This is a genomic window from Bifidobacterium moraviense, assembly GCF_012932365.1.
Classification (GTDB): Bacteria; Actinomycetota; Actinomycetes; order Actinomycetales; family Bifidobacteriaceae; genus Bifidobacterium; species Bifidobacterium moraviense.
Genome location: NZ_JAAIIH010000011.1, coordinates 18,775 through 43,159, shown reverse-complemented (window position 1 = coordinate 43,159; position 24,385 = coordinate 18,775). Strand labels below are relative to the sequence as shown.

The 24,385-nt window shown below is 65.8% G+C and carries 16 protein-coding genes and 2 tRNA genes; 8 read left to right on the top strand and 10 right to left on the bottom strand.

What is annotated here, in order from left to right; genetic code table 11:
• Positions 1 to 69: 69 nt before the first annotated feature.
• Positions 70 to 1,227: a peptide-methionine (R)-S-oxide reductase MsrB gene (gene msrB, locus G1C96_RS10275; RefSeq protein WP_335341938.1), complete on the bottom strand. Its 1,158-nt coding sequence runs from the start codon at positions 1,225 to 1,227 to the stop codon at positions 70 to 72.
• Positions 1,228 to 1,989: 762 nt separating this feature from the next.
• Here msrB and mscL point away from each other — a divergent pair.
• The 4 genes from mscL to G1C96_RS07245 all read left to right on the top strand — a co-directional run bounded on the left by mscL (position 1,990) and on the right by G1C96_RS07245 (position 6,369).
• Positions 1,990 to 2,625, top strand: coding sequence for a large conductance mechanosensitive channel protein MscL (gene mscL / locus G1C96_RS07260; protein ID WP_169275927.1), 636 nt, complete (start codon positions 1,990 to 1,992; stop codon positions 2,623 to 2,625).
• A gap of 311 nt (positions 2,626 to 2,936) precedes the next feature.
• Positions 2,937 to 3,395 carry an Hsp20/alpha crystallin family protein gene (locus G1C96_RS07255; protein ID WP_169275926.1) on the top strand — a complete coding sequence of 153 codons (459 nt, stop codon included), beginning with the start codon at positions 2,937 to 2,939 and terminating at the stop codon, positions 3,393 to 3,395.
• A 1,447-nt stretch (positions 3,396 to 4,842) separates the two neighbouring features.
• Positions 4,843 to 5,868, top strand: a complete 1,026-nt coding sequence (gene yddG, locus G1C96_RS07250; RefSeq protein ID WP_169275925.1) for an aromatic amino acid DMT transporter YddG — start codon at positions 4,843 to 4,845, stop codon at positions 5,866 to 5,868.
• A 9-nt stretch (positions 5,869 to 5,877) separates the two neighbouring features.
• A complete protein-coding gene (locus G1C96_RS07245) occupies positions 5,878 to 6,369 on the top strand; it encodes a very short patch repair endonuclease (protein ID WP_335341936.1) in 492 nt (163 codons plus the stop codon).
• A 44-nt stretch (positions 6,370 to 6,413) separates the two neighbouring features.
• Here the strand turns inward: G1C96_RS07245 and G1C96_RS07240 are convergent.
• Both G1C96_RS07240 and G1C96_RS10375 read right to left on the bottom strand, forming a co-directional pair.
• Positions 6,414 to 6,490: transfer RNA gene (locus G1C96_RS07240), tRNA-Lys, on the bottom strand.
• Between the two features lie 349 nt (positions 6,491 to 6,839).
• Positions 6,840 to 8,159 (bottom strand): GmrSD restriction endonuclease domain-containing protein, encoded by a 1,320-nt coding sequence (locus G1C96_RS10375; RefSeq protein WP_277347687.1) that lies wholly within the window; start codon positions 8,157 to 8,159, stop codon positions 6,840 to 6,842.
• A 251-nt stretch (positions 8,160 to 8,410) separates the two neighbouring features.
• Here G1C96_RS10375 and G1C96_RS07230 point away from each other — a divergent pair, with 251 nt between their 5' ends.
• Positions 8,411 to 9,547 carry an IS1249 family transposase gene (locus G1C96_RS07230; RefSeq protein WP_169275924.1) on the top strand — a complete coding sequence of 379 codons (1,137 nt, stop codon included), beginning with the start codon at positions 8,411 to 8,413 and terminating at the stop codon, positions 9,545 to 9,547.
• Between the two features lie 84 nt (positions 9,548 to 9,631).
• Here G1C96_RS07230 and G1C96_RS07225 read toward each other — a convergent pair.
• From G1C96_RS07225 to G1C96_RS07215, 3 genes are all read right to left on the bottom strand, one after another.
• A tRNA-Ser gene (locus G1C96_RS07225) sits at positions 9,632 to 9,719 on the bottom strand.
• Between the two features lie 919 nt (positions 9,720 to 10,638).
• Entirely contained in the window at positions 10,639 to 12,864 is a 2,226-nt protein-coding gene (locus tag G1C96_RS07220) for a DUF6020 family protein (protein ID WP_169275923.1), read from the bottom strand.
• A 151-nt stretch (positions 12,865 to 13,015) separates the two neighbouring features.
• Complete coding sequence (locus G1C96_RS07215) at positions 13,016 to 14,410, bottom strand: ABC transporter ATP-binding protein (RefSeq protein ID WP_169275922.1); 1,395 nt, start codon at positions 14,408 to 14,410, stop codon at positions 13,016 to 13,018.
• 331 nt (positions 14,411 to 14,741) lie between these two features.
• On the opposite strand from G1C96_RS07215, the gene G1C96_RS07210 reads away from it, so the two are divergent.
• Positions 14,742 to 16,808, top strand: coding sequence for a GH25 family lysozyme (locus G1C96_RS07210; RefSeq protein WP_169275921.1), 2,067 nt, complete (start codon positions 14,742 to 14,744; stop codon positions 16,806 to 16,808).
• A gap of 102 nt (positions 16,809 to 16,910) precedes the next feature.
• Here the strand turns inward: G1C96_RS07210 and G1C96_RS07205 are convergent, their stop codons facing one another.
• The 4 genes from G1C96_RS07205 to G1C96_RS07190 are packed head-to-tail and all read right to left on the bottom strand — an operon-like array spanning position 16,911 to position 21,027.
• Positions 16,911 to 17,861 (bottom strand): glycosyltransferase family 2 protein, encoded by a 951-nt coding sequence (locus tag G1C96_RS07205; protein WP_169275920.1) that lies wholly within the window; start codon positions 17,859 to 17,861, stop codon positions 16,911 to 16,913.
• A gap of 54 nt (positions 17,862 to 17,915) precedes the next feature.
• The gene (locus G1C96_RS07200) at positions 17,916 to 19,304 is read right to left on the bottom strand and encodes a hypothetical protein (RefSeq protein WP_169275919.1); all 1,389 of its coding nucleotides are present in this window, start codon (positions 19,302 to 19,304) and stop codon (positions 17,916 to 17,918) included.
• A gap of 52 nt (positions 19,305 to 19,356) precedes the next feature.
• Positions 19,357 to 20,064, bottom strand: a complete 708-nt coding sequence (locus G1C96_RS07195) for a C39 family peptidase (protein WP_169275918.1) — start codon at positions 20,062 to 20,064, stop codon at positions 19,357 to 19,359.
• 27 nt (positions 20,065 to 20,091) lie between these two features.
• Complete coding sequence (locus G1C96_RS07190; protein ID WP_169275917.1) at positions 20,092 to 21,027, bottom strand: hypothetical protein; 936 nt, start codon at positions 21,025 to 21,027, stop codon at positions 20,092 to 20,094.
• Between the two features lie 280 nt (positions 21,028 to 21,307).
• Here G1C96_RS07190 and G1C96_RS07185 point away from each other — a divergent pair, with 280 nt between their 5' ends.
• Complete coding sequence (locus G1C96_RS07185) at positions 21,308 to 23,128, top strand: DUF6020 family protein (protein ID WP_335341937.1); 1,821 nt, start codon at positions 21,308 to 21,310, stop codon at positions 23,126 to 23,128.
• 92 nt (positions 23,129 to 23,220) lie between these two features.
• A complete protein-coding gene (locus G1C96_RS07180; protein ID WP_169275915.1) occupies positions 23,221 to 24,375 on the top strand; it encodes an acyltransferase in 1,155 nt (384 codons plus the stop codon).
• Positions 24,376 to 24,385 lie beyond the last annotated feature (10 nt).

The window sequence follows — 24,385 nt, the reverse complement described above, 5'->3', positions numbered from 1 at the left end:
ATCCGTGGTGTCAGGGATCCTTCGACTCCGCTCAGACGGGTGGCGCACCCGCCCGTCGGCGTCGCCGCCCTACTGCGCTGGCTGCTCCAGCCGCGGAATCAGATCGCCGTATCCTTCCTCGGCCATGCGGCTGAGCGGCACGAACCGCAGCGCCGCCGAATTCATGCAGTAGCGCAGGCCGCCGCGGTTTGCCGGGCCATCGGCGAACACGTGGCCCAGATGGATCTGCGTATCGGCCGTGCGCACCTCGATGCGCGGACGGCCCGGCACGCGATCATCCTCATGCTCGGTGAGCAGATCGTCGCGGATCGGCTTCGAGAACGCTGGCCAGCCGCAGCCGGAATCGAACTTGTCGGTGGACAGGAACAGCGGCTCGCCGCTCACCACATCCACGTACACGCCCGGCTCGAACGTGCGGTCGTACGCGTTGGTGAACGGGCGCTCGGTGGCGGCGCGCTGCGTCACCGCGAACTGTTCCAGCGTCAGATCCCAGATGCGCTCGACGTAGCGCTGACGACGCTTCACGTTCGCGATCGCGGCGAGCGGAATATGGCAGTAGCCGCCGGGATTCTTGACCAGATAGTCCTGATGATGCTCCTCAGCCGGGTAGAAGTTGCGCAGCGGCTCGACCAGCACGGCCGGGCGGCGCGGATCGCGGTCGATGAGCTGCTCCAGCGCGGCCACGTACACATCCTGCTGCGCGTTGCCGGTGGCGTGCGCGGCGACGCTGCGTGCGGCCAGACCGGCGGGGGAGTCGGGTGCGGCGGCATCGGCGCCGGAAGCGTCGGTTGTGCCGATCCTTGGCATGTCGGCATCGGTCGTTGCGCCGTCTGCATCGCCCTGCGCGGCATCGTCCACATTGTCATCGGCCACGTAGAACATGCCCGTGCGATACTGGCGGCCGTGATCCGGGCCCTGCGCGTCCACGCTGAACGGATCGATCACCTCAAGGAACAGCAGCACCAGCGTGCGCAGTGACACGCGTGCCGGATCGAACTCGACGCGCACGGTCTCCGCCGCATCGGTCGAGCCGGAGCACACCTGCTCGTACGTCGGGTTCGGGACCGTCGACTGCGCGTAGCCCACGGTCGTGCCGGTCACGCCGTCCACGGCCTGAAAATACCGTTCGAGGCCCCAGAAGCAGCCGCCCGCGAAGTAGGCCACGTTCGGTGCGGCGGGTGCGGGTGCGGCGGACGTCGTCTTGCTCTTTGCCGTGCCCCTCTCGATGCTCTCCTCGGTGGATGGGCCGGTGGACAGACCGGTCGCGTTGCCGGCATCGTCGTTCCGCATATCGTGCACATGCTCGTTCGTCATGCCCTCAGTATGGCATCGATGCGCGCGGGAGACGGTCGCGATTCCGCGGTCGGTCGCCGGTCCCGCACGCCGGCACATGCCGCTCCGCCCACAATTGGCATGAATATTGCGAGAATTGGCAGAACGTCACGGCACCGGGACGAAAATCGCCGCTGGGAATGCGGATCCGCCAATTCTCGCAATATCGGTGCCAATTGTGGGCAAGATGGTACGTATCCGGGACGGTGCGTATCCGGGACGGCACGTAGCGTATGCGACCTTCCTGCCGTGCATCTTCTTTTGCGGTTTCCGCGTCTCCCGTCACAGCTCCTGCATCCTCATCGCAGCTCCCGTTCCCTTCGTCACAGCTTCTGTGCCCCTTCGGCACGGATCCCGCGTGTGCGGATCCCGTATGGCGCAGGTGATGCGCTGCACGGCCGTCATCGCGCAACTCCCGCATGCACGGATCCCGTACCCGTCCCGTCGTCGTACCCCATCAGTCTGCCCGCTCCGCGCACCCGTAGCTCCCCGCCCGCCCCGTGTCCAGCGCTTGTACCCTGCGCCCCGCGCGCACCTTGCGCTCACCCTGCGCCCCGTATTCTGCTGCGCCCTGCGCCCGCCCGCACCGCACGCCCTTCGGTGTGACAATGGAACCATCGCGGAACGTCCCGCGGCCGCCCGTCGGAAGGAACCCACATGGCCAAGCACACCACCCGCCCCGCCGACCTCGCCAGAAACGCCGCCAAGGACGCGCTCGCCGTCACCGGGGACGCCGCCGCGACCAGTGCGCGCAAGCTCGCCGCGCTCACCGACGTCGGCCCATTCGGCGGATTCAAGAAGTTCATCTCGCGCGGATCCATGATCGACATGGCCGTCGGCGTGGTCATGGGCTCGGCGGTCACCGGCGTCGTCAACGCGATCGTGGCGGACCTCATCAACCCGCTCATCGCCGCGCTCGGAGGCAAGGCGGACATGTCCGGCATCCTCAACATCGCCCTGCCCAACGACGCGGTCATCTCGTTCGGCGCCATCCTCAACGCCGTGCTCAACTTCCTGCTCGTGGGCGTGGCCGTGTACTTCTGCGTGATCCTGCCGATCAACAAGCTGCGCGACATGACCACCGCCGTGCTCGAGCGCGACGCCGCGGATGCCGCAGCCGACGCGGCCGACGCCGAGGCCAGGAAGGAGGCCGACGCGAAGGCGCGCGAGTCGCAGGTCGATGCCGCCGCGGCCAAGGCCGCCGCCGAAGCGGCCGACGTGAACGCGCGCACGCTCGCCGTGCTGGAGGAGATCCGCGACGAGCTCAAGCGCGCCAACGCCGGGCGTTCGTAGGTTGCGTGTAGGTCGCGCGCAGGTCGCGCCCCAGCTGTCCCGTCGCTCGTCCGCTCGTCCGCCGTGGCTCTTTCGCGCCCTATCCTCGCATATCCCGCGTATCTTCGCGTATCCCCGCGCTTCTCTGCGCATTCCGCACCGATTTCACTCACAGCAAAACCGCGGAATGAACCCCGGGCGGGAATGTTGGGGGAAGTGACAAGGATCGATGGAGCCCCGGCAAGGGTTCCGGGAACGACGACGATAGGTCGGCGGCCGCGAGGCTGCCGGTCAAGCCCAATCGTTCTAGCTCCTCCCAAGGAGTATTGATTATGGCAATGTTTCCGGCTCTGATGAATGACACGATGTTCTCCGATCTGTTCGACGATCCGTTCTTCGCCGGCTGGCGCAACACGGCGAACGGCGCCGCGGACGCCATGATGGCCAACAACATGATGACCACCGATGTTCGCGAGACCTCCAACGGCTACGACGTGGACATCGACATGCCCGGCTTCAAGAAGGAAGACATTAACCTCGAGCTGCAGAACGGCTATCTGACCGTCTCCGCGCATCGCGACAGCGAGCATGACGACAAGGACGACGACGGCAAGTGGCTGCGTCGCGAACGTTACGCCGGCTCCTGCTCTCGCAGCTTCTACGTTGGCGAGGACGTGAAGGAATCCGACATCCACGCCAGCTACAAGAACGGCACGCTGTGCCTGCAGGTTCCGAAGATGCAGGAGCAGCCGCAGGTCGAGGCCAAGCACCAGATCGCCATCGAGGGCTGACGCCTTCCGCGGCGAGTCCTGCGGCCTGTCCGGCGCCTTTCGCGCCGGGCTGGTCCGTTCGCTCGTCCGGGCCGGCCGATGCCGGGCTGCATCTGAACATGCGGATCATGTGAATCCGCGGTCGGCGGGTGCGTCGGTCGCCGGATTCGCGTTGACGTTCGGGCGTCGGGACGGTTCCGCTTCCCGGAATCGCCGCCGACGCCGTTGCCGTTTCGGCCGGCATCACCGGTCGGCCAAAACGGTTCCTTGTGCGTGATCGCCGGCCTTGCGCGGGCCTTCCGCCATGTCCCGTGGCGGTTAGCGCGGTCCCTGTACTCCGTGCATGTTCGCGACCTTGATGCCGTGGGCGTGCCCGTGATGGGATCTGCGGGCGGCGAATCGTGCATCGCACTCTTTTCGCACTCTGCGCCGTGCGTGCTGCCGCAGTTGCCTCAGCTCCGCTGACTGGGGCCGTTGCTCGCGTGCCCGCGCGGCTGATCATTTGTATGTATATGGCTACTTGCGGTTGCGGTTGTTCCATCCGCCGCCCGTCCTACGCGTTCAACGCCGACTGAGTGACGGGCGACATGGAGACAATGCCACTAGCCAATCACTGAATACCGGTCGGCACTGCGTTGCGCAGCGCCGACCGGCATTCTGCGTTTTGGCGTGGTCGCTGTCTCAAGTCACTGGAGTCACTGGCTCAGTCAGTCGTTGCGGGACCGCCTCGGGTGTCGCTCTGGGCGCCGTCGTGAACGATCGGGCGTCGGCCTGTGGCATCGGCTTGTGGCGCTGGGCCGTGGCGCCGGACGCCAGTGCGCTGGCGCTGCCGGCGGCGCCTGCTCGTCTTGTGCGCCGGATCGCACCACCGTTGAAGGCGATGGCTGCCGCCGCGGCCGGTTCGTCGAGTGCGGAGCTGCTCTGTTCGACCGGAATGACGGATCGCGCCGGCGATGCCGTCGGTCAATGCGCCGAACTGCTCGGTATCTGCAGAGTCAGGGGTACTTTTCGCCATCCGCGGGCAGATATCTGCAGAGTCAGGGTGCCCGAAGGCCGACGCCGGCCGAGTCCCGGATATCGGCGCCGTTGCGATTCCGCCGTTTTCGTGCGACCCGGCAGTGTCCGTTGCGGCGGATGCCGCCGTCAGGGCACCCTGACTCTGCAGATACCTGCCTGCAAACCACCAAAAGTGCCCCTGACTCTGCAGATACCCCCTGCGGAACCTTCCCCAAGGCCCGCCCGGAGGCCCAGCGGCGCATCACGCGCCAGTCACGCGCCCGTCACGTGCCAGCGTGCGCGTCCTGTCGGAGCTCCGGACGCCTCCGGACGTTCCGGCCTCTCCACGCGTCTAGCCCCGCGACCACACTTGACTCGATACGCGAGTCCGGCATGGCCGGCGCGCAACGTCACGGGCGCGTCTGGCCCGTGACATGACGGCTCGACCGACGCGACGGAAGGAAACACCGATATGGCACATGCGCAGCGGCATCGACGGCCGACGGGGGAGCCCGAGTCCGGGCGCGGCACTGCCGTTCCCTCCAGTCCCGTCGTTCCCTCCAGTCCCGCCGTGCGCGCCACCGCGATCGGTCTGCTGGCCATCCTGCTGTGGAGCCTCATGACCGGCCTCGTGCGCGTGGTCGCCGACGCGTTCGGCGCCACGCTCGGTTCCGCGCTGATCTACACCTTCGGCGTGGTGCTGCTGATGATCTTCCGCCGGCCCGCCCCGCTGCGCGAGTATCCGCGCCGATACCTGCTCGTCGGCGGCGCGCTGTTCGTGTTCTACGAGTCGGCGATCTCCCTGTCGATCGGCCTCGCCTCGTCCGAGGAGGGCTCCGTGGAAGTGAGCTTGGTGAACTATCTGTGGCCCACGATGATGGTGCTGCTCGCCGCCGCGTTCGCCGCTCCCGCCGAGGGGTCCTCGCGCGGGCAGGGACCGTCCCGCGGGCGCGCGGTGCTGCGCGTGCTGCCGGGCGCCGTCGTCGCCACGGTGGGCGTGGCGCTCGCGGTCGGCGGCAACAGTGGCCTTGACTGGGGGCTCGCCGCACGGCATATCGGTGACAATCCGCTGCCGTACGCGCTGGCGTTCTGCGGCGCGTTCGCGTGGTCGGTCTACGCTGTGTTCACTCCGGCGATGGCGCGCGGCAAGGACGGCACGTCGGTGTTCTTCCCGCTGGTGGCGGTGGCGTTGTGGATCATTCACTTCGCGTCCGGTCAGGGCTGGCCGGCAGCCGTGCCTCCGTTCCACGCCTGGCTGGCCGTGCTGGCCGCTGCCGCGGTGATCGCCGGCGGATACGCGTGCTGGGGCTACGGCATCCTCCACGGCAACATGTCCACGCTGGCGCTCGCCTCCTACGCCACGCCGTTGCTGTCCACCGCCGCCAGCGCGGTGCTGCTCGGCCTCTCCCTGACCCTGCCGTTCTGGTGCGGCGCTCTGCTGGTGGCGCTGGGCTCGATGCTCAACTGGTGGCTCAAGTCGCGTGCGCGTGCGCGATAGAGTGGCGGCGTGACTCGGAGCAAGGTGCGGGCGGCCGGCGTGACGGACAAGCCGCGGAATCGGCAGGAGCGCTATGAGCGCGGCACGCGCTCGTACGTCATGTCGCACATTCGCGGCAAGGACACGTCGATCGAGGTGCTGGTGCGTAGCTACCTGTTCCGCCGCGGTCTGCGCTTCCGCAAGAACGACCGCCACTACCCGGGCCACCCCGACGTGGTGCTGCCGAAGTATCACGCCATGGTGTTTGTCAACGGCTGTTTCTGGCACATGCACGACGGCTGCCCGCGCTGCGTCATGCCGAAGTCGAACGTGGAGTTCTGGCGCGCGAAGCTGCTGCGCAACCGGGCGCGCGACGCGGCGCAGCACGCCGAGCTGGAGGCCGCGGGGTGGCGCGTGATCACCGTGTGGGAGTGCGAGCTGGCGAAGACGTTGCGCGAGGATCGGCTGGCGCGGCTCTACGCGCAGATCGTGGAGACCGCCGCGGACGGCAACGGCGAATAGCGTGAGGATAGCAAAAGACCGGAGCCTTCCGGTTCCGGTCTTGGTGGTGCCCCCGCAGGGATTCGAACCCTGGACACGCTGATTAAGAGTCAGCTGCTCTAACCAACTGAGCTACAGGGGCAGGTCAGAGCTCGTCGTGCGTTTCCGCGCAACGACAGACCAATATACATGACTTTTCGTCAGACGCAAATCGCGCGTCGTGCCTCGCCGCAGATGTCCCACAATCGGCGTAGCTCCGGCGTTGTTCTGGCGTGGTGCCTCCGCTCGATGCGGGCCTGTCTCTCGCCGCAACGTTGCGATGAACGGCCGCCGCAGGTGCTGCCGACGGCCTCGAACATGGTCTTTCTCCGTAACGTTGCGGTCCTCGGAGACACGCTACGTAGATGTTTTTCCAGGTCGGTTGGTCGCCCGGAAAAACATCTACGCGGGTATCTGGAATGATCTTCAGCTAGGGAATCCGGCTGAGGCTATCACGGCACGCGCCAGTGCAGTGACTTGCCGCTGTTGCTCGGTCGGCAGCTGTACTGCTTGCCGGTCTTGCTGTATCCGATCGCGCCTTCGGGCGAGCACCAGCCACCAGGGTTGATGCCGTACTGCACGTTGGGCTGAGGCTGGGGATTGGGTGTCGGATTCGGATTGGGCGCCGGTTCGGGATTCGGGGTGGGGTCCGGCTCCGGTGCAGGTGCCGGTGTGGAGGGCGCTCCGACGCCTGCCGGTACGGTCTGGGTCGGGCAGGCGGCGAGCACCTGACTCATCGCGTCGCGCTCGGCATAGGTCACGGTGAGCTTGTACTTGCTTTTGATGCCGATCTGTCGGGCCACGTAGTCGCACTGGTAGGACCTGTTGGAAGGCAGCCATCTATCGGCCGAATAGTCCCGCTTGTCCTGATTGGACTGATCATCCACCGCGAGCAGCACGTATGGATCGTTTGCGTATGCGACGCGTTGATCATAGGTCCAGCCGTTCGCGCCGGACTTCCACGCGTTGGACAGGGCTACCACATGGTCGATCTGCACGCCGCCGTCGTTGTCGCTGTCCGTGCCGCGCGCGAAGTTGATGACCGTGCCGGTGTACGGGTCGTTGAGCGTGCCGGTGGCGACGCGGCAATTGTCCAGTTTGGTGATGTTCTCCAGATCGCGGGTGAGAATGTCGTCGCGTGTGCGGCATCCGTTGCCGTCCGTGTCCACCCATGATTCGCCGAACTGGTCGCGTTCGTAGTCGGGCGCAAGATAATCGGAAACGGTGAGCTGGTTCAGGGCGTCTTTGGCGAGGGGAGTGGGCTCGACTCCGGTAACGGCCTGATACTCAGTGGCATTGGTGGTCCACAAATGCTCGTTTAGTTTGGGGTTATAGACGCGGTAGACTGCTACGTTGTCGTTGGCGCTCACATACCAAGCGACGCCTTCATAGGTCCATTCGCCGGATGCGAGGGTATTTTTCTCGTCAACATTCAATGTATAGAAGTGCTCGTATGTGCGCGGGTTGTTTAAGCGGTACACCGGGCTGCCAGACTTGTTGGCACGGAAGGCGACGCCCTCTTCGATCCATCCTGAACTGACGAGCTGTTTGATTTCTTGCGGATCCTGAGCATAATGATGCTTTTTCGAAGACTGGTTATAGAAGCGGTAAACATTTTGCTCGCCCGATGCTGGAGCCATCCATGCCACGCCCTCTGGGCGCCAGTTGTAGCTTGCGGCGTTCGCCGTTGTTGCGGAGACGGCGGCAACGCCGACGCCTGCAACCAATGTCATGGTTGCAATCGCGGAACTCAGGAATTTTCGGATCTTCATCGATCGCCCCTTTCTGGGAATCTTCAGAAAGAAATTATAGAAGATACTGGAATTATAGGTTAAATCGGGTTATAAGCCAGAATGTGTGTCTGTTTTGGCTTGTCGGGCCTTGGGATGATTGGCGTTCCGCTGGTTTGAATGTGGTTGCCGGGTCTTTCGAGGTCGGCCGGAATGTGTGTCCGCAACAGGCCGCGAGGCCTTGAGGCACAAGGCCTTTCGGGCGTTTGAATGTCTCCTGTTTGACTGGTCGTATGAGGACACCCAGATGCGCGGCGTGCGGCGGCGGAATGAAGAAGAACGGCACCACCTCAGCGGGACGCACCCGGTGGCGGTGCAGGAACACGCAATGCGGTTCCTCGACGTCACGCGCCTACGACGTGAAGGCCCATGATCTGCGGTGCGGCCTGGACTGGCTGTTCTCGAAGCAATCCCAATCGGAGCATGCGCTGCCGGCGCGCACGCTGCGCCGCCGGTGCGAATTGATGTGGAGCCTGTGGCCTCCCGTGCCCGTGGTGGACGAGGTGCATCATGTGGTGCATGTGGACGGCATCCACCTGCACCGCGACGCGGTGGTCCTGATCGCGGTGGCCGGCGGGCACGTGGTCGGCTGGCACATCGCCCGAAGCGAACGGTCGGCGGCCTGGCGGTGCCTGATGGCTCGCATCGCGCCGCCGGACGTGCTCGTATGCGACGGCGGTGGAGGTGTTCTCAAGGCCGCGAAGGCCATGTGGCCGGACACGAGGATCCAGCGCTGCCTGTTCCACGTGCAGGCCAACATCACGGAGCTGACCGGCATGAGGCCCAGGCTCGAGGCCGGCAGACGACTGCGCCGGATCGCCGTGGCGCTGGCGCGCGTCAAAACCAAGGATGACACCGCGGCATGGCTCGTCTCCTACAACCAGTGGGAACAGGACTTCGCCGGGTTCCTCGACGAGAAGAGCGAGTACGCGGACGGCAGCGTGAACGACATGCACCGGCGGCTCGTCAAGGCACGCCGCATGATCCGCAGGCGTATCAAAGAGAACCAATTGTTCACGTTCCTCGACGAGGAGCTCGAGGCCGGCGGTCCGGTGCCGTCGACGAACAACCTCGTCGAATCATGGAACGGGCGGCTGCGCGACATGCTGCGCCGTCACCGCGGGCTGCGGCTGGTCAGGCGGCTGAAGGCGATCTGCTGGTGGTGCCACCAGCACACGGAACACCCCGAGACGGACGCGTGGCTCGCGGCCAACGCGATCACCGACCGGCAACTCGAGGACCTCTACAGGCAGGCCTGGGAGCGAAGCCCGCAGGGCCGGTACGAGACGTTCGGCATCCCCATGCGGTACGGCACCGGCATCGACTGGAACGACTTCCACACACGAGTCCAATGGCAGTCAAACGACTAGACCCCAGACACACATTTTGGCCTATAACCCCGTGGGGGAGGTATAAAAAAGCCGGAATCCTTTGGAAATCAAGGGTTCCGGCGATGGCGGAGGATACGAGATTCGAACTCGTGAGGCTGTTACACCAACACGCTTTCCAAGCGTGCGCCATAGACCACTAGGCGAATCCTCCATGCGCTAACCGTGCAAGCTGCACGCTCAGGCAACCGCTTTAGAATAACACGCATCGCATGGATCGCGAAACACGGCGTGTCGCTGTGAACATGGTATATCGGGTGCGGCTTCCATGGCGCGTGTGGGTGAGAGCCGGCCTTCGGCTTTGGCGTGGAGCGTCGTTCGGACGCGATCCAAGGAGACGGATGCGCCTGATGCGGCGTTGCGGGGCCTTGCGACGCGCAAGACGAGGCATGGACGCGGCCGTCGGCATCATTGAGGTGCAAGATAGAGAGTTTTGGTGTTGAAACGCCCATATCTTGCACGTTGGAGGGGTGCAGAGGACCCACTCAGAAGAAGGGACCCGACTTCTGAGTGTCCGGTCGGAGTTGAGACGGCGCATGAGCGGAATGACTTGTGCTGAGAACCGCAGAATATGGCCGTTTCGGTAAATGCGGAACCTGGGCGGAAGCTCGTTGTGCCGGGAAGAGACACTCAGAAGAAGGGTCCCTTCTTCTGAGTGTCCTCAACAGTCGGCTCAATCACGGGGATGAGCGGCACTGAAGTGAGTGGAACTTATGTGGGCAAGCGGGGCACCGAGCGATTGCGCGTTGGCGGTCGGCAGCTGTCGGCAGCCGTCGGTAGCGGTCGGCAGCTGTCGGCAGCCGTCGGTAGCGGTCGGCAGCCGTCGGTAGCGGTCGGCAGCGCCCGACCGCCAGCCATCGAGTCAGTGCTGGTTCTGTTCCTGCCGTGGCGCGGGGTCGTGGAATTGCGGGGTCGTGGAATTGCGGAGCTGCGGAATTATGCGACTCGTGGAGGCGCAGGGCCACGGAACCGAGGAATTGCCGAGTCACAGCGTCGCGGAGCTACAGAGTTTCAAAACCCGGGAGCCACCAAAACCACCGTCGGGCGTCTCCACGGCGCAAAGGAGTCGCGGTTCAGTCCGCCGCAGCACGGGCATCGGTCTCACGCCCGTCCCGAATCAGCGGAATCGCCGCGATCAGCGCCGCCCCGAACGCCAGCGTCCACGTGTAGCGCGTCTGATGCCCCGGCAGCAGCATCAGCGAGCAGATCGTGATCACCCACGGCGTCATATACGCCCAGTTGCGCGTGCGCCGCAGCACGGAGCACAGCGCCGCCGCGAACAGCGGTACCCACACGGTATACAGGTTCTCGCGCATGAGCAGCGAGACGCCGGGCGCGTTCTCCAGGAACGTGTACGCCGCGCGTCCGATGCGCTGCGGCGCGGACACGGACGCGTCGGTCCACGTGCTCGCGTATTCGGGCATGATCATGTTGCTGCCCATCTCCTCCCAGCCCCATCGCACGTACCAGCCTTCGTCGTACACCGGACCCATCACGAACGGGTCGCGCAGCCACGGCGTCGCGGAGAGCGCGGTGACGGGGTCGCGCAGTGCGAGCTTCGCCCAGACGAGCAGGAATGCGCCCAGGTCGCGCGTGGTGGCGTCGCGGTTGAAGCAGCGGTCCTTGATGAGGTCCGCGCTGCCGATCTCCCTGCCGTCCCACGGATTCCACGTGAGGTATGCGTCCAGCTCGTCGGCGGGGCAGGTGATGACGCGGCCGATGGTCTCGCGGTCCGCGGCGCTCAGCGCGTCGCCGTGCGCCACCATGTACGCGGACGTCTGCTGCAGCGGGATGGCGATCATCTCCTGCTTGCCCGCGGGGGCGACGTGCAGCGCGGGCGCGGCGAGCGAGCCGATGATCATGCCGACGACGAGCGGCGTCACGGCCAGCGCCAGCGACGTGAACCGGCGACGTGCCAGCGCGACGGCGAACACCACGAACGTGACGGCGATGATCTCCACCGAGATCTTGCGCATCTCCCCGCACAGCACGGCCAGCGTCACGATGCCGATCAGCAGCCACGGCCCGAGCCGCCGTCCCGCGCGCACGCGCCGCACGTATTCCATGACGAGCACCATGAGCACGATGAAGAACGGCATCACCGTGGAGTCCTTCACCACGGACATCATGAGGCGCCCGTAGATCGGCGTGAGCGCCATGAACGCCAGCGCGGCCGTGCAGAATCGCGTGGGCAGGCGCAGCACGCCGCCCAGATAGTTGATCGCCAGTCCCAGCGCGAGCGCGCACAGGGCGGTCTGCAGGAACGCGAGCAGCCACAGGCCCCACGCCTCCGAACCGATCCACAGCCCGAACCGGTCGAACGCGCCGTAGATCAGCGAGTCGAGCCACGGGTGCTGGTTGCTCAGCGCGTAGCCGGGCAGCATCTCGTGCGTGGACGGGTCCCACGCCTGACCGGTGCGCATCCACACCAGCTGCGCGACGGTGTCGGCGGCGATGTTCGCAGGCCACAGCAGCACGATCCACGGCGTCCAGCAGACGAGGATGACCGCGCCGAGCGTGAACGTGTGCGTGGGGGAGAAAGTGGTGACGGCGCGAGCGAGCGTGCGCGTGAGGCGTGCGGCGACGTAGCGGAGCTGCGCGGCGATGCGAGGGCGCGGACGGGATTCGACCGATGCGGTGTGCGCGTCGGATGCGGTGTCTTCCGCGATGCCGTGCGATGCGTCGGCGTGCGATGCGTCGGCATGTGGCTCCTCCGCCGGACGCTCATGCCGCGTGATCGCCCGCACCGCACCGTGCAGCGCCAGCGCGCTCAACGCGGCGAGCAGCGCCGCGAACCCCACGTATCGCACGGCATAGTACAGCCAATACCACACGGTCCAGTATTCCGACGCGACCGCGGGCGGCGTGCCCACGGCGTCGAGCTGGCTCACGAGATGCGTGGTGCTGTGCGGCGGCACGGTGAGCGTGATCGCGAGGATGAGCCCGAGCACGACGGACCAGACGCGTTCGCGCGCCGCGGTGGGGGATTGCGCGGACGATGCCGCGCGGTTGCGCGCGATGACCGCGAATCCGCAGTATTCCAAGGCCGCCACGGCAAGGAACAGCAGCATGCCCGCCACCGGCCCGTAGGCGCTCAGGTACGGCCAGACGCCGCCGATGAGATGGTCCAGATCGGTGAACGCCGTCTCGTCCGCATAGGAGGCCGTCAGCGCGAAGCAGGAAGGGGCGGCGGCAAGCAGTGCACAGGCGAGGACGCTCGCACGCGGACGCGCCGCGTGCGGATGCGCGCCAGACTGCGCCGCCGCTGCGTCCCTCGACGGTTCGGGCTGTTCGTCCATGGCGATCCTCGTTCTCCACGCGGCCCGCAACGTCGCCGCGCGTGGCCGCCACCTTGCGTTGCTTCCCGCAGTCTACCGGCACGGCGGTATCGGAGTCCCTTGGGGAAGCGAACGATGCGCCGGGAACGCAACGGCGACGCGCCGCCCGGGCTCAGTCCTCGATGCGCTGCTTCTCGCGCGTGGCCAGATCCGGGTCGGAGGTAGTGTAGGCGAGCTGCGTCTTGTTGATCAGCGCGAAATTGTCCTCGCCGGCCTTGTCGCGGATGGAGAAGACGCAGGAGTTCTCCTGATTGGTGAAGCCCACGGTCTTGTCGTGATCGTGGTCGCCATCCGGCATCTCCACGATCGCGGCGACGATACGGAAGTCGCCGTTGTTGAACAGGTCGGTGGGCAGATGGAAGTGCACCTGCTGCCGTCCGCCGCGCGAGAGGACGAAGCTGTCGCCGTACGGTACGCCGCCGCGCTTGGTATCGTGCAGCGCCAGCGAGACGTAGATCGGCTTGTCGCCGGTGTATTCGTAGTCGACCACGAAGTCCAGCCCCTGCTTGATGCGGCAGACCGGGTCGCCCACCGGGCGCGCGGTGAGCACGGGTACCAGGTCGCTCAGGCCGATGGCGTGCTCCGGCTTCTTCTCCGTGGGCTTCGCGTCGCCGTCCTTCGTACCTTTGCCTCTCTTCGCGCTCTTGCCGTCCTTCGCCGCCGCGTCGCCGTCGGATGCCGCGTCGTCCACGGTGTCCGGGTTGATACCCTCGGCGCGCAGGTTTTCCAGCGTGTAGCGGTCGGCCACGTCGTTCTTGTTGCCGGAGGCGATGATCTCGCCGTCCTTGATGAGGATGGCGTTGGTGCAGTACTTCTTCACCGCGTCCATGGAGTGCGTCACCAGGATGACGGTCTTGGTGGGGTCGGACTTGATGCGGCTGAAGAAGTCGTCGCACTTGCGCTGGAACGCCTCGTCGCCCACGGCCAGCACCTCGTCGAGCACCAGGATGTCGCCCTGCGCCTTGATGGCCACGGAGAACGCGAGGCGCACCTGCATGCCGGAGGAGTAGTTCTTGAGCTTCTGGTCCATGAAGTCCTCGAGCTCGGCGAACCTGACGATGTCGTCGTACATCGCGTCGATCTCGTCGCGCGTGAAGCCCAGCAGCGCGCCGTTGAGGTACACGTTCTGGCGGCCGGTGAGTTCCGGGTTGAAGCCCACACCCAGCTCGATGAACGGCACGAGCTTGCCCTTCACGGTCACGGAGCCCTTCTCCGGCTTGTAGATCTGCGAGATGATCTTGAGCAGGGTGGACTTGCCGGAGCCGTTGCGTCCCACGATGCCGAAGAAGTCGCCCTGACGCACCTCGAAGCTGATGTCGCGCAGCACGCGCTGCTCGGTGTAGCCCTTGATGCCCTTGGTCCAGTTGATGAACGCCATCTTCAGGCCGGTGGCCTGCTCGGTGGGCAGCCGGAAGTACTTGGCGACGTGGTCCACCTTGAGCACCACGGGACGCTCGTCCGGCGTGTTCGCGTCGCTGCGCTTGGCGGGGACTGCGGTTTGGGGCATCGGAACACCTCCGTGGGTCGGGATTCGGGCCGTGGCTTTCGGCTCCACTGACGGAACCATCTTACTCGGCCGCCGCGATGCGCCCGGAATCGGTCTGTGCGCGTGGGCTCTTTGTGGGTTCTCCGCGGGCTTTTCGTGGATTCGCCGTAGGTTTTCGCGCGCCGCGGAGCATGGTTTTGAAGGGATTGTCGCCGTTGGCTGAAAGCGGTGCGGTTTTGGTGGGGTCATGGGTTAAGTTCGGAAACTGGAAACGAGTGGAATCCGTCTACTGTGGCATCCGTCCGTCTGGGTCTGTCCGAGCCCGTCCGGCGGATCGGGGAAGAGGAAGAACATGAAACGTGGTCTTGGCGCGCTGGCGGCTCTGGTGGCCTCGGCGCTGGCGTTGAGTCTGGGATGCTCGGGCGCGTACGCGCTCAGCGACACGGTGGTGCGCACGGCGTCGTCGAACGTGTCGTCCGATGCGGCGGCTTCCGGCGCGGCGGTGGACGTGTCGCAGGCGTCGGAGACGGTGCGACAGGCGACGGCGAACGCCGCGTCGGGCGCGCAGACGCAGGAGCTGCCGGACACGGTGGCGGAGTCGATCCCGGACGACGCGACGATCGTCTCTCCGGATCTGGCCGTCACGCCGAGCGGCGAGGTCAAGGACGTGGAGTCCGGCGAGACCGTGACCGATCCGGCCATCGTGGGCACCGAGGACACGCCTCCGGACCCGCTGGCCAAGACCGATGGCAAGTCGTACATCCCCGTGAAGGTGGAGGACGCCAAGGCGCAGGGCAGGACGCGCACGGCGAACGCCGCGAACACGGCTTCCTACACGGGCGTCCCCACGGCCGCCTCCGCGCTGTACATGGAGGGCGACTCCACGGTGCAGACCGCGGCCGCCGGCAACGCGCAGGGCGCCTACTGGGGCACGTACAACAACACGCCCGCCTTCTTCCAGAGCAACGGCGTCGCCTTCGTGCAGGACGCCAAGTGGGTGGTGGACGTCTCCAACTGGAACGGCACCATCGACTGGGACAGGGCCAAGGCGGCCGGCGTGCAGGGCGCGATCATCCGCATCGGCTACGGCTGGGGCAACCCGATCGACAAGCAGGCGCAGCGCAACATCAGCGAATGCAAGCGTCTGGGCATCCCGTTCGGCGTGTATCTGTATTCCTACGCGTATGACGCCAACTTCGCCGCCGGCGAGGGCGAGAGCACGGTGAACCTGCTGCGTCAGGCGGGCGTCTCCCCGTCCGATCTGGGCTATTCCATCTACTACGACCTCGAGCAGTGGAGCTGGGCCGGCCACACCCCGCCCACCGATCCGGCCGTGTACGAGCAGATCGCGCGCGCCTGGAACCAGAAGCTGTGGGACGCCGGCTACCGCAACACCGCGTTCTACTCCTACACCAGCTACCTCAACGGTCCGCTGAACAACGCGTACGTGCACGGCGGCGTGGACTGGGTGGCCCAGTACGCCGGCCGCATCACCTACACCGACTTCCCGAACAGCTACCGCGGCTGGCAGTACACCTCCAGTGGCTACGTGGACGGCATCGGCACCGTGGACCTCAACGCGTTCGGCACCAGGCCGGATGGCAGCGGCGTCGAGACCTTCGAACTGAAGGGCGCCATCGGCTCGTACCGGTGGTACAACGACTGGCTCGGCAACGCCACCTCGAACGAGGTTCAGGTGCAGGGTGGTGTGAAGCAGTCGTTCCAGAACGGTTCGGTGTTCTGGAACGCGACCACGGGCGACACGTATGCGGTCAAGGGCGGCATCCGCGACGAGTACGAGTCGCTGAACGGCGCGAACGGTCCGCTCGGTCTGCCCACGTCCGAGGAGGGCGCGCTGAACGGCGGCGCGTCGCAGTCGTTCCAGGGCGGTCAGATCCATTGGTCGCTGGCGACGGGCGTGTCCCGGTTCACGCGTGGCGCGATCCAGTCGTACTGGGCTTCGACGGGTTGGGAGAACGGCTGGCTGGGCTATCCGATCACCGATGAGGAAGAGGTGCAGGGTGGTGTGAAGCAGTCGTTCCAGAACGGTTCGGTGTTCTGGAACGCGACCACGGGCGACACGTATGCGGTCAAGGGCGGCATCCGCGACGAGTACGAGTCGCTGAACGGCGCGAACGGTCCGCTCGGTCTGCCCACGTCCGAGGAGGGCGCGCTGAACGGCGGCGCGTCGCAGTCGTTCCAGGGCGGTCAGATCCATTGGTCGCTGGCGACGGGCGTGTCCCGGTTCACGCGTGGCGCGATCCAGTCGTACTGGGCTTCGACGGGTTGGGAGAACGGCTGGCTGGGCTATCCGATCACCGATGAGGAAGAGGTGCAGGGTGGTGTGAAGCAGTCGTTCCAGAACGGTTCGGTGTTCTGGAACTCCACGACCGGCGAGATCACCACGTCCCGCAACTGATCGGCGCGCACGGGTGCAAAGACGATAAGACGCTGATGGGGGAACCGCACTTGGCGGTTCCCCCATCAGCGTCTTTTGCGAAAGAAAAGTTGCGTGCCGCGCTCAGCGCTCGTGGCGCAGCAGGAACGCGAATTCGTTCTTGTCCACGAGGTACTGCTTGCGGTCCTTCTTGGCCAGCACGTCCAGGATGATGCCCGCCACGATGAGCAGCAGCCCCACCATGATGAGCAGCACGGAGACGATGAGCGTGGGGAAGCGCAGCACCAGACCGGTGTTCCAGAAGTCGATCATCACGGAGATCAAGAACCCGATGCCCACCAGGCCCACGATGCCGCCCACGATGCTGAAGAACGGCAGCGGCTTGTATTCGCGGATCAGGCGGAAGATGGTGCTCATCACCCTGATGCCGTCGCCCACGGTGTTGAGCTTGCTCACCGAGCCGGCCGGACGGTCGCGGTACTGGATGGGCATCTCGTACAGGCGCACGTTCTTGTCCAGGCTGTGGATGGTCATCTCGGTCTCCACCTCGAAGCCGCGGGAGAGCACCGGGTACGTCTTCACGTACGTGAACGAGAACGCGCGGTAGCCGGTCATGATGTCGCGCACGTTCGCGTTGAACAGGTGGTTGATGGACCCGCGCACCAGCCGGTTGCCGAAGTTGTGGAACGGGCGCTTGTTCTCCTGGAAGTACGTGGAGCTCAGGCGGTCGCCGATCACCATGTCGTACCCCTCGAGCACCTTGGCCACCATGGCGGGCGCCGCGTCGGCGGGGTAGGTGTCGTCGCCGTCGGCCATCACGTACACGTCGGCGTCGATCTCCTCGAACATCGCGCGGATCACGTTGCCCTTGCCCTGACGCGGCTCCTTGCGCACGATCGCGCCCTCCGCCGTGGCGATCTCGGCGGTGCGGTCGGTGGAGTTGTTGTCGTACACGTAGATGTCCGCGCTCGGCAGCGCCGCGCGGAAGTCCCGCACCACCTTGCCGATGGTGATCTCCTCGTTGTAGCAGGGGAGCAGCACGGCGATGGTGGGGTTGTGGGTCTCTTCTTGCATACGGCCCATCATAACCGGCAACGTGGCCGGCGAGAACGGGGGACGGACGTCCCGTCAGTCCAGCATGCCCACGGTGAAGCTCACCGGTTTGGTCGCGCCGTTGGAGACCGGCACCATCACCGCGTCGGAGTCCTGCGCGATGGCGGGGCGCGCGTATCCCGGCGCGCTGCCCAGATACACGATGGCCTGCGTGCCCCAGTCGAAGGCGTACATGCCGGCGTTGTCCGCCTGGGAACCGGCGCCCCACACGATCCACCGGTCGTTCATCGAGGCGAGCACGCTCGGGCTCTTGACATGCAGCCACGCCACGGGGGCAGCGAAGTCGTCCTTCCACAGGCCGATGTAGGAGCCGTCGGCGTTGCTGCCGTCGGAGAAGCTCACCGCACGGTACTGCGCGCTCGCCCACACGCCGCTGATGCCCCACGCCGTGTTGGCCGCACCGTTCCCGTCGCCGGCGGGCTTCACGGTGAGCACGGTCGCGTCGCCGGAGGCGTCGTGCCGCTTGAGCGTGGCGTATCCGCGGAATCCCTTGGTACTGGCGGACGCGGCATCGGAGGCGTAGATCACGCCCTGCGTGGTGGCGGCGGGGAAGTTGCCGGCGCCGATGCGCTGCGCGGGCGCGGAGCCGTCGAGCGCGTAGGCGAGCACGGTCTCGTGCCACTGGCCGCCGTCGTTCACGTTGGAGGCGAAGTAGGCGGTCGAGTCGTTGAACGTGGGCAGCACCTCGCCGTACACCGTGGGCGTGGCGTCCGTGTTGTTGAGCTCCTGTGCGGTGCCCAGCGTCGTGACGTTCCCGGATGCCGCGTCCCACGTCTGCAGGCGCCAGTTGTCCACGCCCAGCTGCGCGGCCTCGTTGATGGTGGAGGATCGCCATACCACGCGCTTTGCGCTGCCGGTGCCGTCCTGCGGCTCGTAGTACGGGTTCGTGGACGGCTTGGACTCCAGCGGCGTGGCGCCGTTGCGTCCGATGGTCGCGCCCACGTACGCCACGGTGCTGTTCGGGTCGTCGGTGGCGGAGCCGAACGCCGTGTCGCCGTCGATGGGGAAGGATCCGATCGTCGCGTAGTCGCCGCCGAACGTCCATGAGCGCTGCAACGAGGCGGCCGTGGTGCCCTCCGTCACTTCCAGCAGCGGGGCGTCGGCAGGCACGCCGTCGATGGCGAACGGCAGCGGCGAGGCGGCTGCCGCGGACGACGAGGAGACCGATGCGCCCGCCGACGGCGCCGCGGACGCGGCGTCCGGAGCCACGGTGCTCACGCTGGCCGTGGCTCCGGCGGTCGAGTCCGTGCCGCCGTCGCGCCTCGTCATGGCGCGGACCGCCGTCGCCGCCAGCGCGGTGACCACGATGACCGCGGCCACCACCGCGATGAAGGCGGTACGCCCGTGAAGACGGGCCCGCTGCCCTCCCTGCCGACCTTGTTGCCTCTGCTGATCCTTCGTCATGTCCCTGATTCCGTAGAGTTCACCGTCCGATCGCCATCGGCCGGCGCACGGCTCATCGAGCCGTGTAGATGCCCAGACTGTCGTGCGGCGCGAACTGGTGCTGCAGATGCTGGCTGGTGAAGTCCCACAGGCTCGGGTACCAGAAGTACTCGGACGCGCCGGCCCAGATGGACGTGCCGGGGTCCGCGAACTGCACCGAGTCGTTGTACATGTCGTAGGAGTTGACCACCATGCCGTGCCCGAATGTGCCGTTGTTGTGGCCGTTGAAGTGCGGGCCGCCGCGGCGCTCCTGCTCGTCCACCACCGAGGCGTAACCGGTCTCGAACGAGTGCAGCACCGAGTCGCGCACGGTCTCGTAGCTCGGGGTGCGGATGGCGGAGTAGACGTTGGCGCCCAGCCACGAGTTCATGCCCTGCGCGAACTTGGCCTCGCTGAAGCTGGTGTACATGTAGGTGTCCGTGTTCATGCGGTGCGCCAGATCGTACACGTTGAGCGGAGCGCCGTCCGCCGCGTGCCACGCGCCCAGATCCTCGAGCACCATCATGCCGGCCGCGGGCAGGCAGAAGTAGTTGTTCGGCTGCGCGAAGAACGGCACGCCATGCGTGTACGTTCCGGCCGGGATGGCGCCCCACCAGTACGATCCGTGCTGGAAGTCCTGGCGCGTCACGCCGCGGTCATTGTACTCGTCGGAGATCGGGTAGCCGCGGTCGCCCCACTCGTAGCCCTGCGAGGCGTAGCGGCGGAAGAACCCGTCGTGCACGGCATGCGCGTCCGCGCTCTCCTGCCATTAGATGGTGCCGTTCTCGAAGGATTGCCAGATGCCGCCGTCGCGCGTCGGCGTCTCCTCGCTGGTGGGGTAGCCCAGCGGGCCGCGCTCGAAGCCGTTGTTGCGGTAGGCCCTGAACGAGCCGTCGTGCACGAAGTGCGCTCCGGCGTTGGCCTTCCAGTACATGGTGCCGTGCTGGAAGATCTGGTACACGCCTCCGTTGACGCTGGGCGTCGCGTCTCCCAGCGGATAGCCGGCGATGCCGGCCTGCCAGGAAAGGTCACGCCAGCGGTCCTGAATCGCGCCGCTCGTGATCCACGCTCCGATGCCCGGTGCCCAATGGATCTGGCCGTGCTCGAAGACCTGGGATGCGCCGCCGTCGTTCAGTCCGGTGTACTCGTCGCTGGTGGGGTATCCCAGCTGACCGTCGACCATGCCGGATTCGTAGTACTTGGTGAGGATGCCGCCATGCACCACATGCGACTGGCCGTCCTTGGAGTACAGCGCGCCGTTCCGGAACGCCTGCCAGCTGCCTCCAGCCGCCTCGACCGCGTTGCCGGTGGGCTGCCCGAGCGAGCCGTCGGGGCCGCCCAGCGCGGTGTAGGCCTTGAGGAGATCCCCGGGTACCGGGTAGTCGTAATGCGTCGCGGAATCGTCGGTGGCGTCACCGGCGCCGGCGGCGGAGTCTTCCGGGGAAGCAGTCGCGCCTGTGGATTCGGCGTCTGCGGATCCGCTGTCTGCGGGGCCTTCGCTCGCGCGCTCATTGTCGGCATCATCGGCGGCGCTCGCGGTCGGGGAAGCCGGCGAAGAAACCTCGGCGTCGTCGCCGGAAGCGTTCGTGGCTTCGGGGCTTGCCTCCGTTGCGCTCTCCGAGACGATGCCGCCCGATGGCGTGTTCGCGGTCCCGTTGCCGGCATCGGCGGCCAAGGCGGACGGCAGGGAGACAGCCGCGCACATTGCGGCCGCGATCAGGCCTGCTGAGACGACGGTGCACCTTCGCAGCGCTCGCGATGAAATGGCAGTAATACTGAACATATGGCATCAGCCACCCTTCTCACTCTCACGGTCAAGCGTAGTACGCTCATGTGACGCGGCGCAACGGCATGATATGGTTCTGATACGTTGATGCGGCCGTGATTCCGCCGCTTACGAGCGGACCCTGCGATGTGCTTGCGGCTCTCGAGTCGTCCGGCGCAGCAGCGCCGTGATCCGGGCCGCGAAGGAAAGGTTCTTGAGAGTGCTGGGAAAGATGGTCGACGGTTCGGACAAGGGCGGGACGCGCGCCGCGAAGGCTGCGGAATCCCGCGTCCTCTCATGGCAGTATGTGGTTCCCGTGCTGTTGGGCGTGCTGTTCGGCCTGTGCACGTACGCCAGCTACAACCAGGGGCAGGTCGATCTGCTCAGTGCGAAGCTGTTCGTGCTGATCGTGATGTTCTCCGTGATGTTCGTGGCGGCCTTCGCCGGAGTGTGGATGGTGATCGGCGATCACCGGAGCCGTGACCATCGGGGTCATCACAAGCATGATGTGGCCGACGAGGCGGATGACAACGCGATTCCTGCGAACGCTGCGGCGATACGTCCGGGACTGACCGGCCGCATTCGGCGCCTGTACGGGCTGGACTGGTCGCTGCGCGGCACCGGGATCGCGGCCGCGACTATCATGGTCTGCTGGCTGCCGTACCTCGTGCTGTCCTATCCGGGCATCTACTGGTGGGATACGACGCTGCAGATGACGCAGGCGTTGTCCGACCCGCTGGAGCTGTGGGACCAGCATCCGTTCGTTGACTCCCTGCTGTTCGGGATGTTCGAGCATCTGGGCATCCTGCTGTGGAACAACGCTCTGGGGGGCCTGTTCGTGCTGATCGTGCTCCAGTCGATCGCCGCCGCGGCCGCGCTGGGCTCCGCGGTGACGTACATGGATCGGTACGGGGTGGGCTGGGGATGGCGTTTCGCGACTCTGGTGCTGTTCGCGCTGTGCCCGGCGTTCCCCCGCATGTTCGGCACGCTGGCCAAGGACACGATCTTCGCGCCGCTGTTCGTCGTGTTCGTCATCATGTTCGGCGAGCTGATGCGCACCGGCGGACGCCGGCTGATGAGCGTCGGCTTCGTCATCCCGTTCTGGCTGGTCTGCGTGGCGATGGGCGTCTCCAAGAAGACGGGCGCGCTGATCGTGCTCGGCGCCATGTGCCTGCTGGTGTTCTCCAGGCTGAAGGTGCCGTGCAAGGCGGCCTGCGTGGTGTTGGGCGTCAGCGTGATACTGGTGTCCAACACCGTGATTCCGCAGGTGGGAGCGCGGTACATCACCATCGAGCCGGGGCGGGAGCAGGAGTCGTTGGCGCTGCTGCTCCAGCAGGTGGCCAAGGCGGAGATCACGGATCCGGACTCGTTCTCGGAGTCGGAACGGGAGTTCCTGCGGTCGTTCTACGCCACGGACGTCGATGGTCTGGCGTCCGCCTACCTGTATACCGCCGCGGATCCGATCAAGGATCCGGTCCAGATCACTCCGGAAACGAAGAGCGCCTTCCTCCGGATCTGGATGAAGCATGCGGTCATCAATCCGCAGGCATACGTCAGCGCCGCGGCGGGGCTCAACGCCGGCTGGTTCTCGTTCCCCACGGCGGACGGTCTGGCGAATACCGGCGGCGCGGACATCGACATTCCCTCCGATTCGCAGCACCATTATGACGACGTGACCACGGTGCCGGGATGGGACAAGTTCGCCAAGGGCAGCGCTTTCCTTGCCTACATGGACGCGGTCGAGCATCTGACCCCGGTGCTGAACGTCCTGCTCACCAAGGCGCTGTGGGGCGGCATCCTGCCGTTCCTGTGCCTGTTCCTCGCGGTGAGCCGCAGAAGGGGCGAACGATGGCAGGCGCTTGTGTGGCTCGGACCGATGCTGCTGACCATGGCGTCGCTGTACGTCGGTCCCACGTCGCTGTATCAGGAGGCGACGCGCTACGTGTTCCCGCTCATGTGCACGATGCCGCTGTTCGTCGTCATGGCGATGCGCGCGCGATCGGAGAGTGGCGCCGGCGGGATTGCGCCGCCGAAGCGCTGATCCGACGCGGGTCATACGCGTCGGCGGGTGTCGTCGTTCGCTATCATGGACACCGGCAGCGTCGCTGAACATATAAGGAGAAGACGGGAACGATGATCAGAGCTAGTCATGCGGCACGGCCGCGTTCGGAGAACGTTCCCGCACCCGTGCCGATGAACGGCAGCCGACTGATCTTCGCCGACGTGCTCAACATCGTCTCCTGCATCGCGGTGGTGGCGCTGCACATCTCGGTCGACGTGTTCAACCCGCGTCCCACGCAGGATTGGATCAATTCCGCGACGATGCAGGCGTTCAACATCTTCGCGATCCCGATCTTCTTCATGATCAGCGGCATGAACCTGCTGGCGTACCGGCAGAAGTACGATACGTGGACGTTCTTCAGGAAGCGGGTCTGGCGAACCGGCAAGGCGCTGCTGGCCGGCAGCATCGTCTGCTACCTGATCTACAGCTCGTTCCCGCAGTCGTTCTACGCCGCGGACCGGTTCACCACACGCAGCGTCATCGACTTCGCCAAGCGCTTCCTGACGAACGACATCAACGACACGTACTGGTTCTTCTACGACATCATCTACCTGTACATGCTGACCCCCATCCTGTCCTGGCTCGCCGAGAAGAAGGAGACGCTGGAATACGTCATCGTCGTCTGCTTCGTGGTGTCGGTGCTGTTCCCCTTCGCCAGCTGGCTCGGGCTGTCGCCCAAGGCCTACTCCACGCTGTTCGCCTGGCATCTGTTCACCACGCCGGTGCTGTTCTTCGTGGGCGGCTACTACATCCATCGTTTCGGCGTGTTCGACCGTGTCCCGGCTTGGGTCTCCGCATTGGTCTTTCTCGGCATGGGCGCCACCATGGCCTTCGTCAGCGTATGGTCCAATCACTACGGCAACTTGGGGCCGGACAGGCCGTACAACAGCTACGTCATCAGCGCTGGCTCGCTGTTCGCGGTCATCCAGGCGTTCTCGCTGTTCCTGTTCCTGCGCGCGCTGGAGCCGTTGCTCCGCAGATTGCCGAACGTGGCGAAGCGCTGCATCAAGGCGCTTTCGGGGCTGTCTCTGGGTGTGTACCTGTACCATGTGCTGGTGATCAACTGGACCGGCATGGATCTGCGCATGCAGTATCCGTCGATGATCGTGCGGTTGTTTGTCGTATACGGGATCACCTGCCTCATCGTCGCCGCGTACCGGCTGGTGTTCGGCGCGCTGAAGATGGCACTGGGCGTCATCAGGCGTGAAATCGGGAATCATGCGTAAGAGCAATGGG

Excerpts from the sequence above, each read along its gene's own strand:
- G1C96_RS07220 (WP_169275923.1), bottom strand. The coding sequence starts at position 12,864 with ATGGACGAACAGCCCGAACCGTCGAGGGACGCAGCGGCGGCGCAGTCT.
- G1C96_RS07180 (WP_169275915.1), top strand. The coding sequence starts at position 23,221 with ATGATCAGAGCTAGTCATGCGGCACGGCCGCGTTCGGAGAACGTTCCC.
- G1C96_RS07255 (WP_169275926.1), top strand. The coding sequence starts at position 2,937 with ATGGCAATGTTTCCGGCTCTGATGAATGACACGATGTTCTCCGATCTG.
- G1C96_RS07215 (WP_169275922.1), bottom strand. The coding sequence starts at position 14,410 with ATGCCCCAAACCGCAGTCCCCGCCAAGCGCAGCGACGCGAACACGCCG.
- G1C96_RS07200 (WP_169275919.1), bottom strand. The coding sequence starts at position 19,304 with ATGACGAAGGATCAGCAGAGGCAACAAGGTCGGCAGGGAGGGCAGCGG.
- yddG (WP_169275925.1), top strand. The coding sequence starts at position 4,843 with ATGGCACATGCGCAGCGGCATCGACGGCCGACGGGGGAGCCCGAGTCC.
- G1C96_RS10375 (WP_277347687.1), bottom strand. The coding sequence starts at position 8,159 with ATGAAGATCCGAAAATTCCTGAGTTCCGCGATTGCAACCATGACATTG.
- G1C96_RS07205 (WP_169275920.1), bottom strand. The coding sequence starts at position 17,861 with ATGCAAGAAGAGACCCACAACCCCACCATCGCCGTGCTGCTCCCCTGC.
- G1C96_RS07190 (WP_169275917.1), bottom strand. The coding sequence starts at position 21,027 with ATGTGCGCGGCTGTCTCCCTGCCGTCCGCCTTGGCCGCCGATGCCGGC.
- G1C96_RS07210 (WP_169275921.1), top strand. The coding sequence starts at position 14,742 with ATGAAACGTGGTCTTGGCGCGCTGGCGGCTCTGGTGGCCTCGGCGCTG.
- mscL (WP_169275927.1), top strand. The coding sequence starts at position 1,990 with ATGGCCAAGCACACCACCCGCCCCGCCGACCTCGCCAGAAACGCCGCC.
- G1C96_RS07230 (WP_169275924.1), top strand. The coding sequence starts at position 8,411 with ATGAGGACACCCAGATGCGCGGCGTGCGGCGGCGGAATGAAGAAGAAC.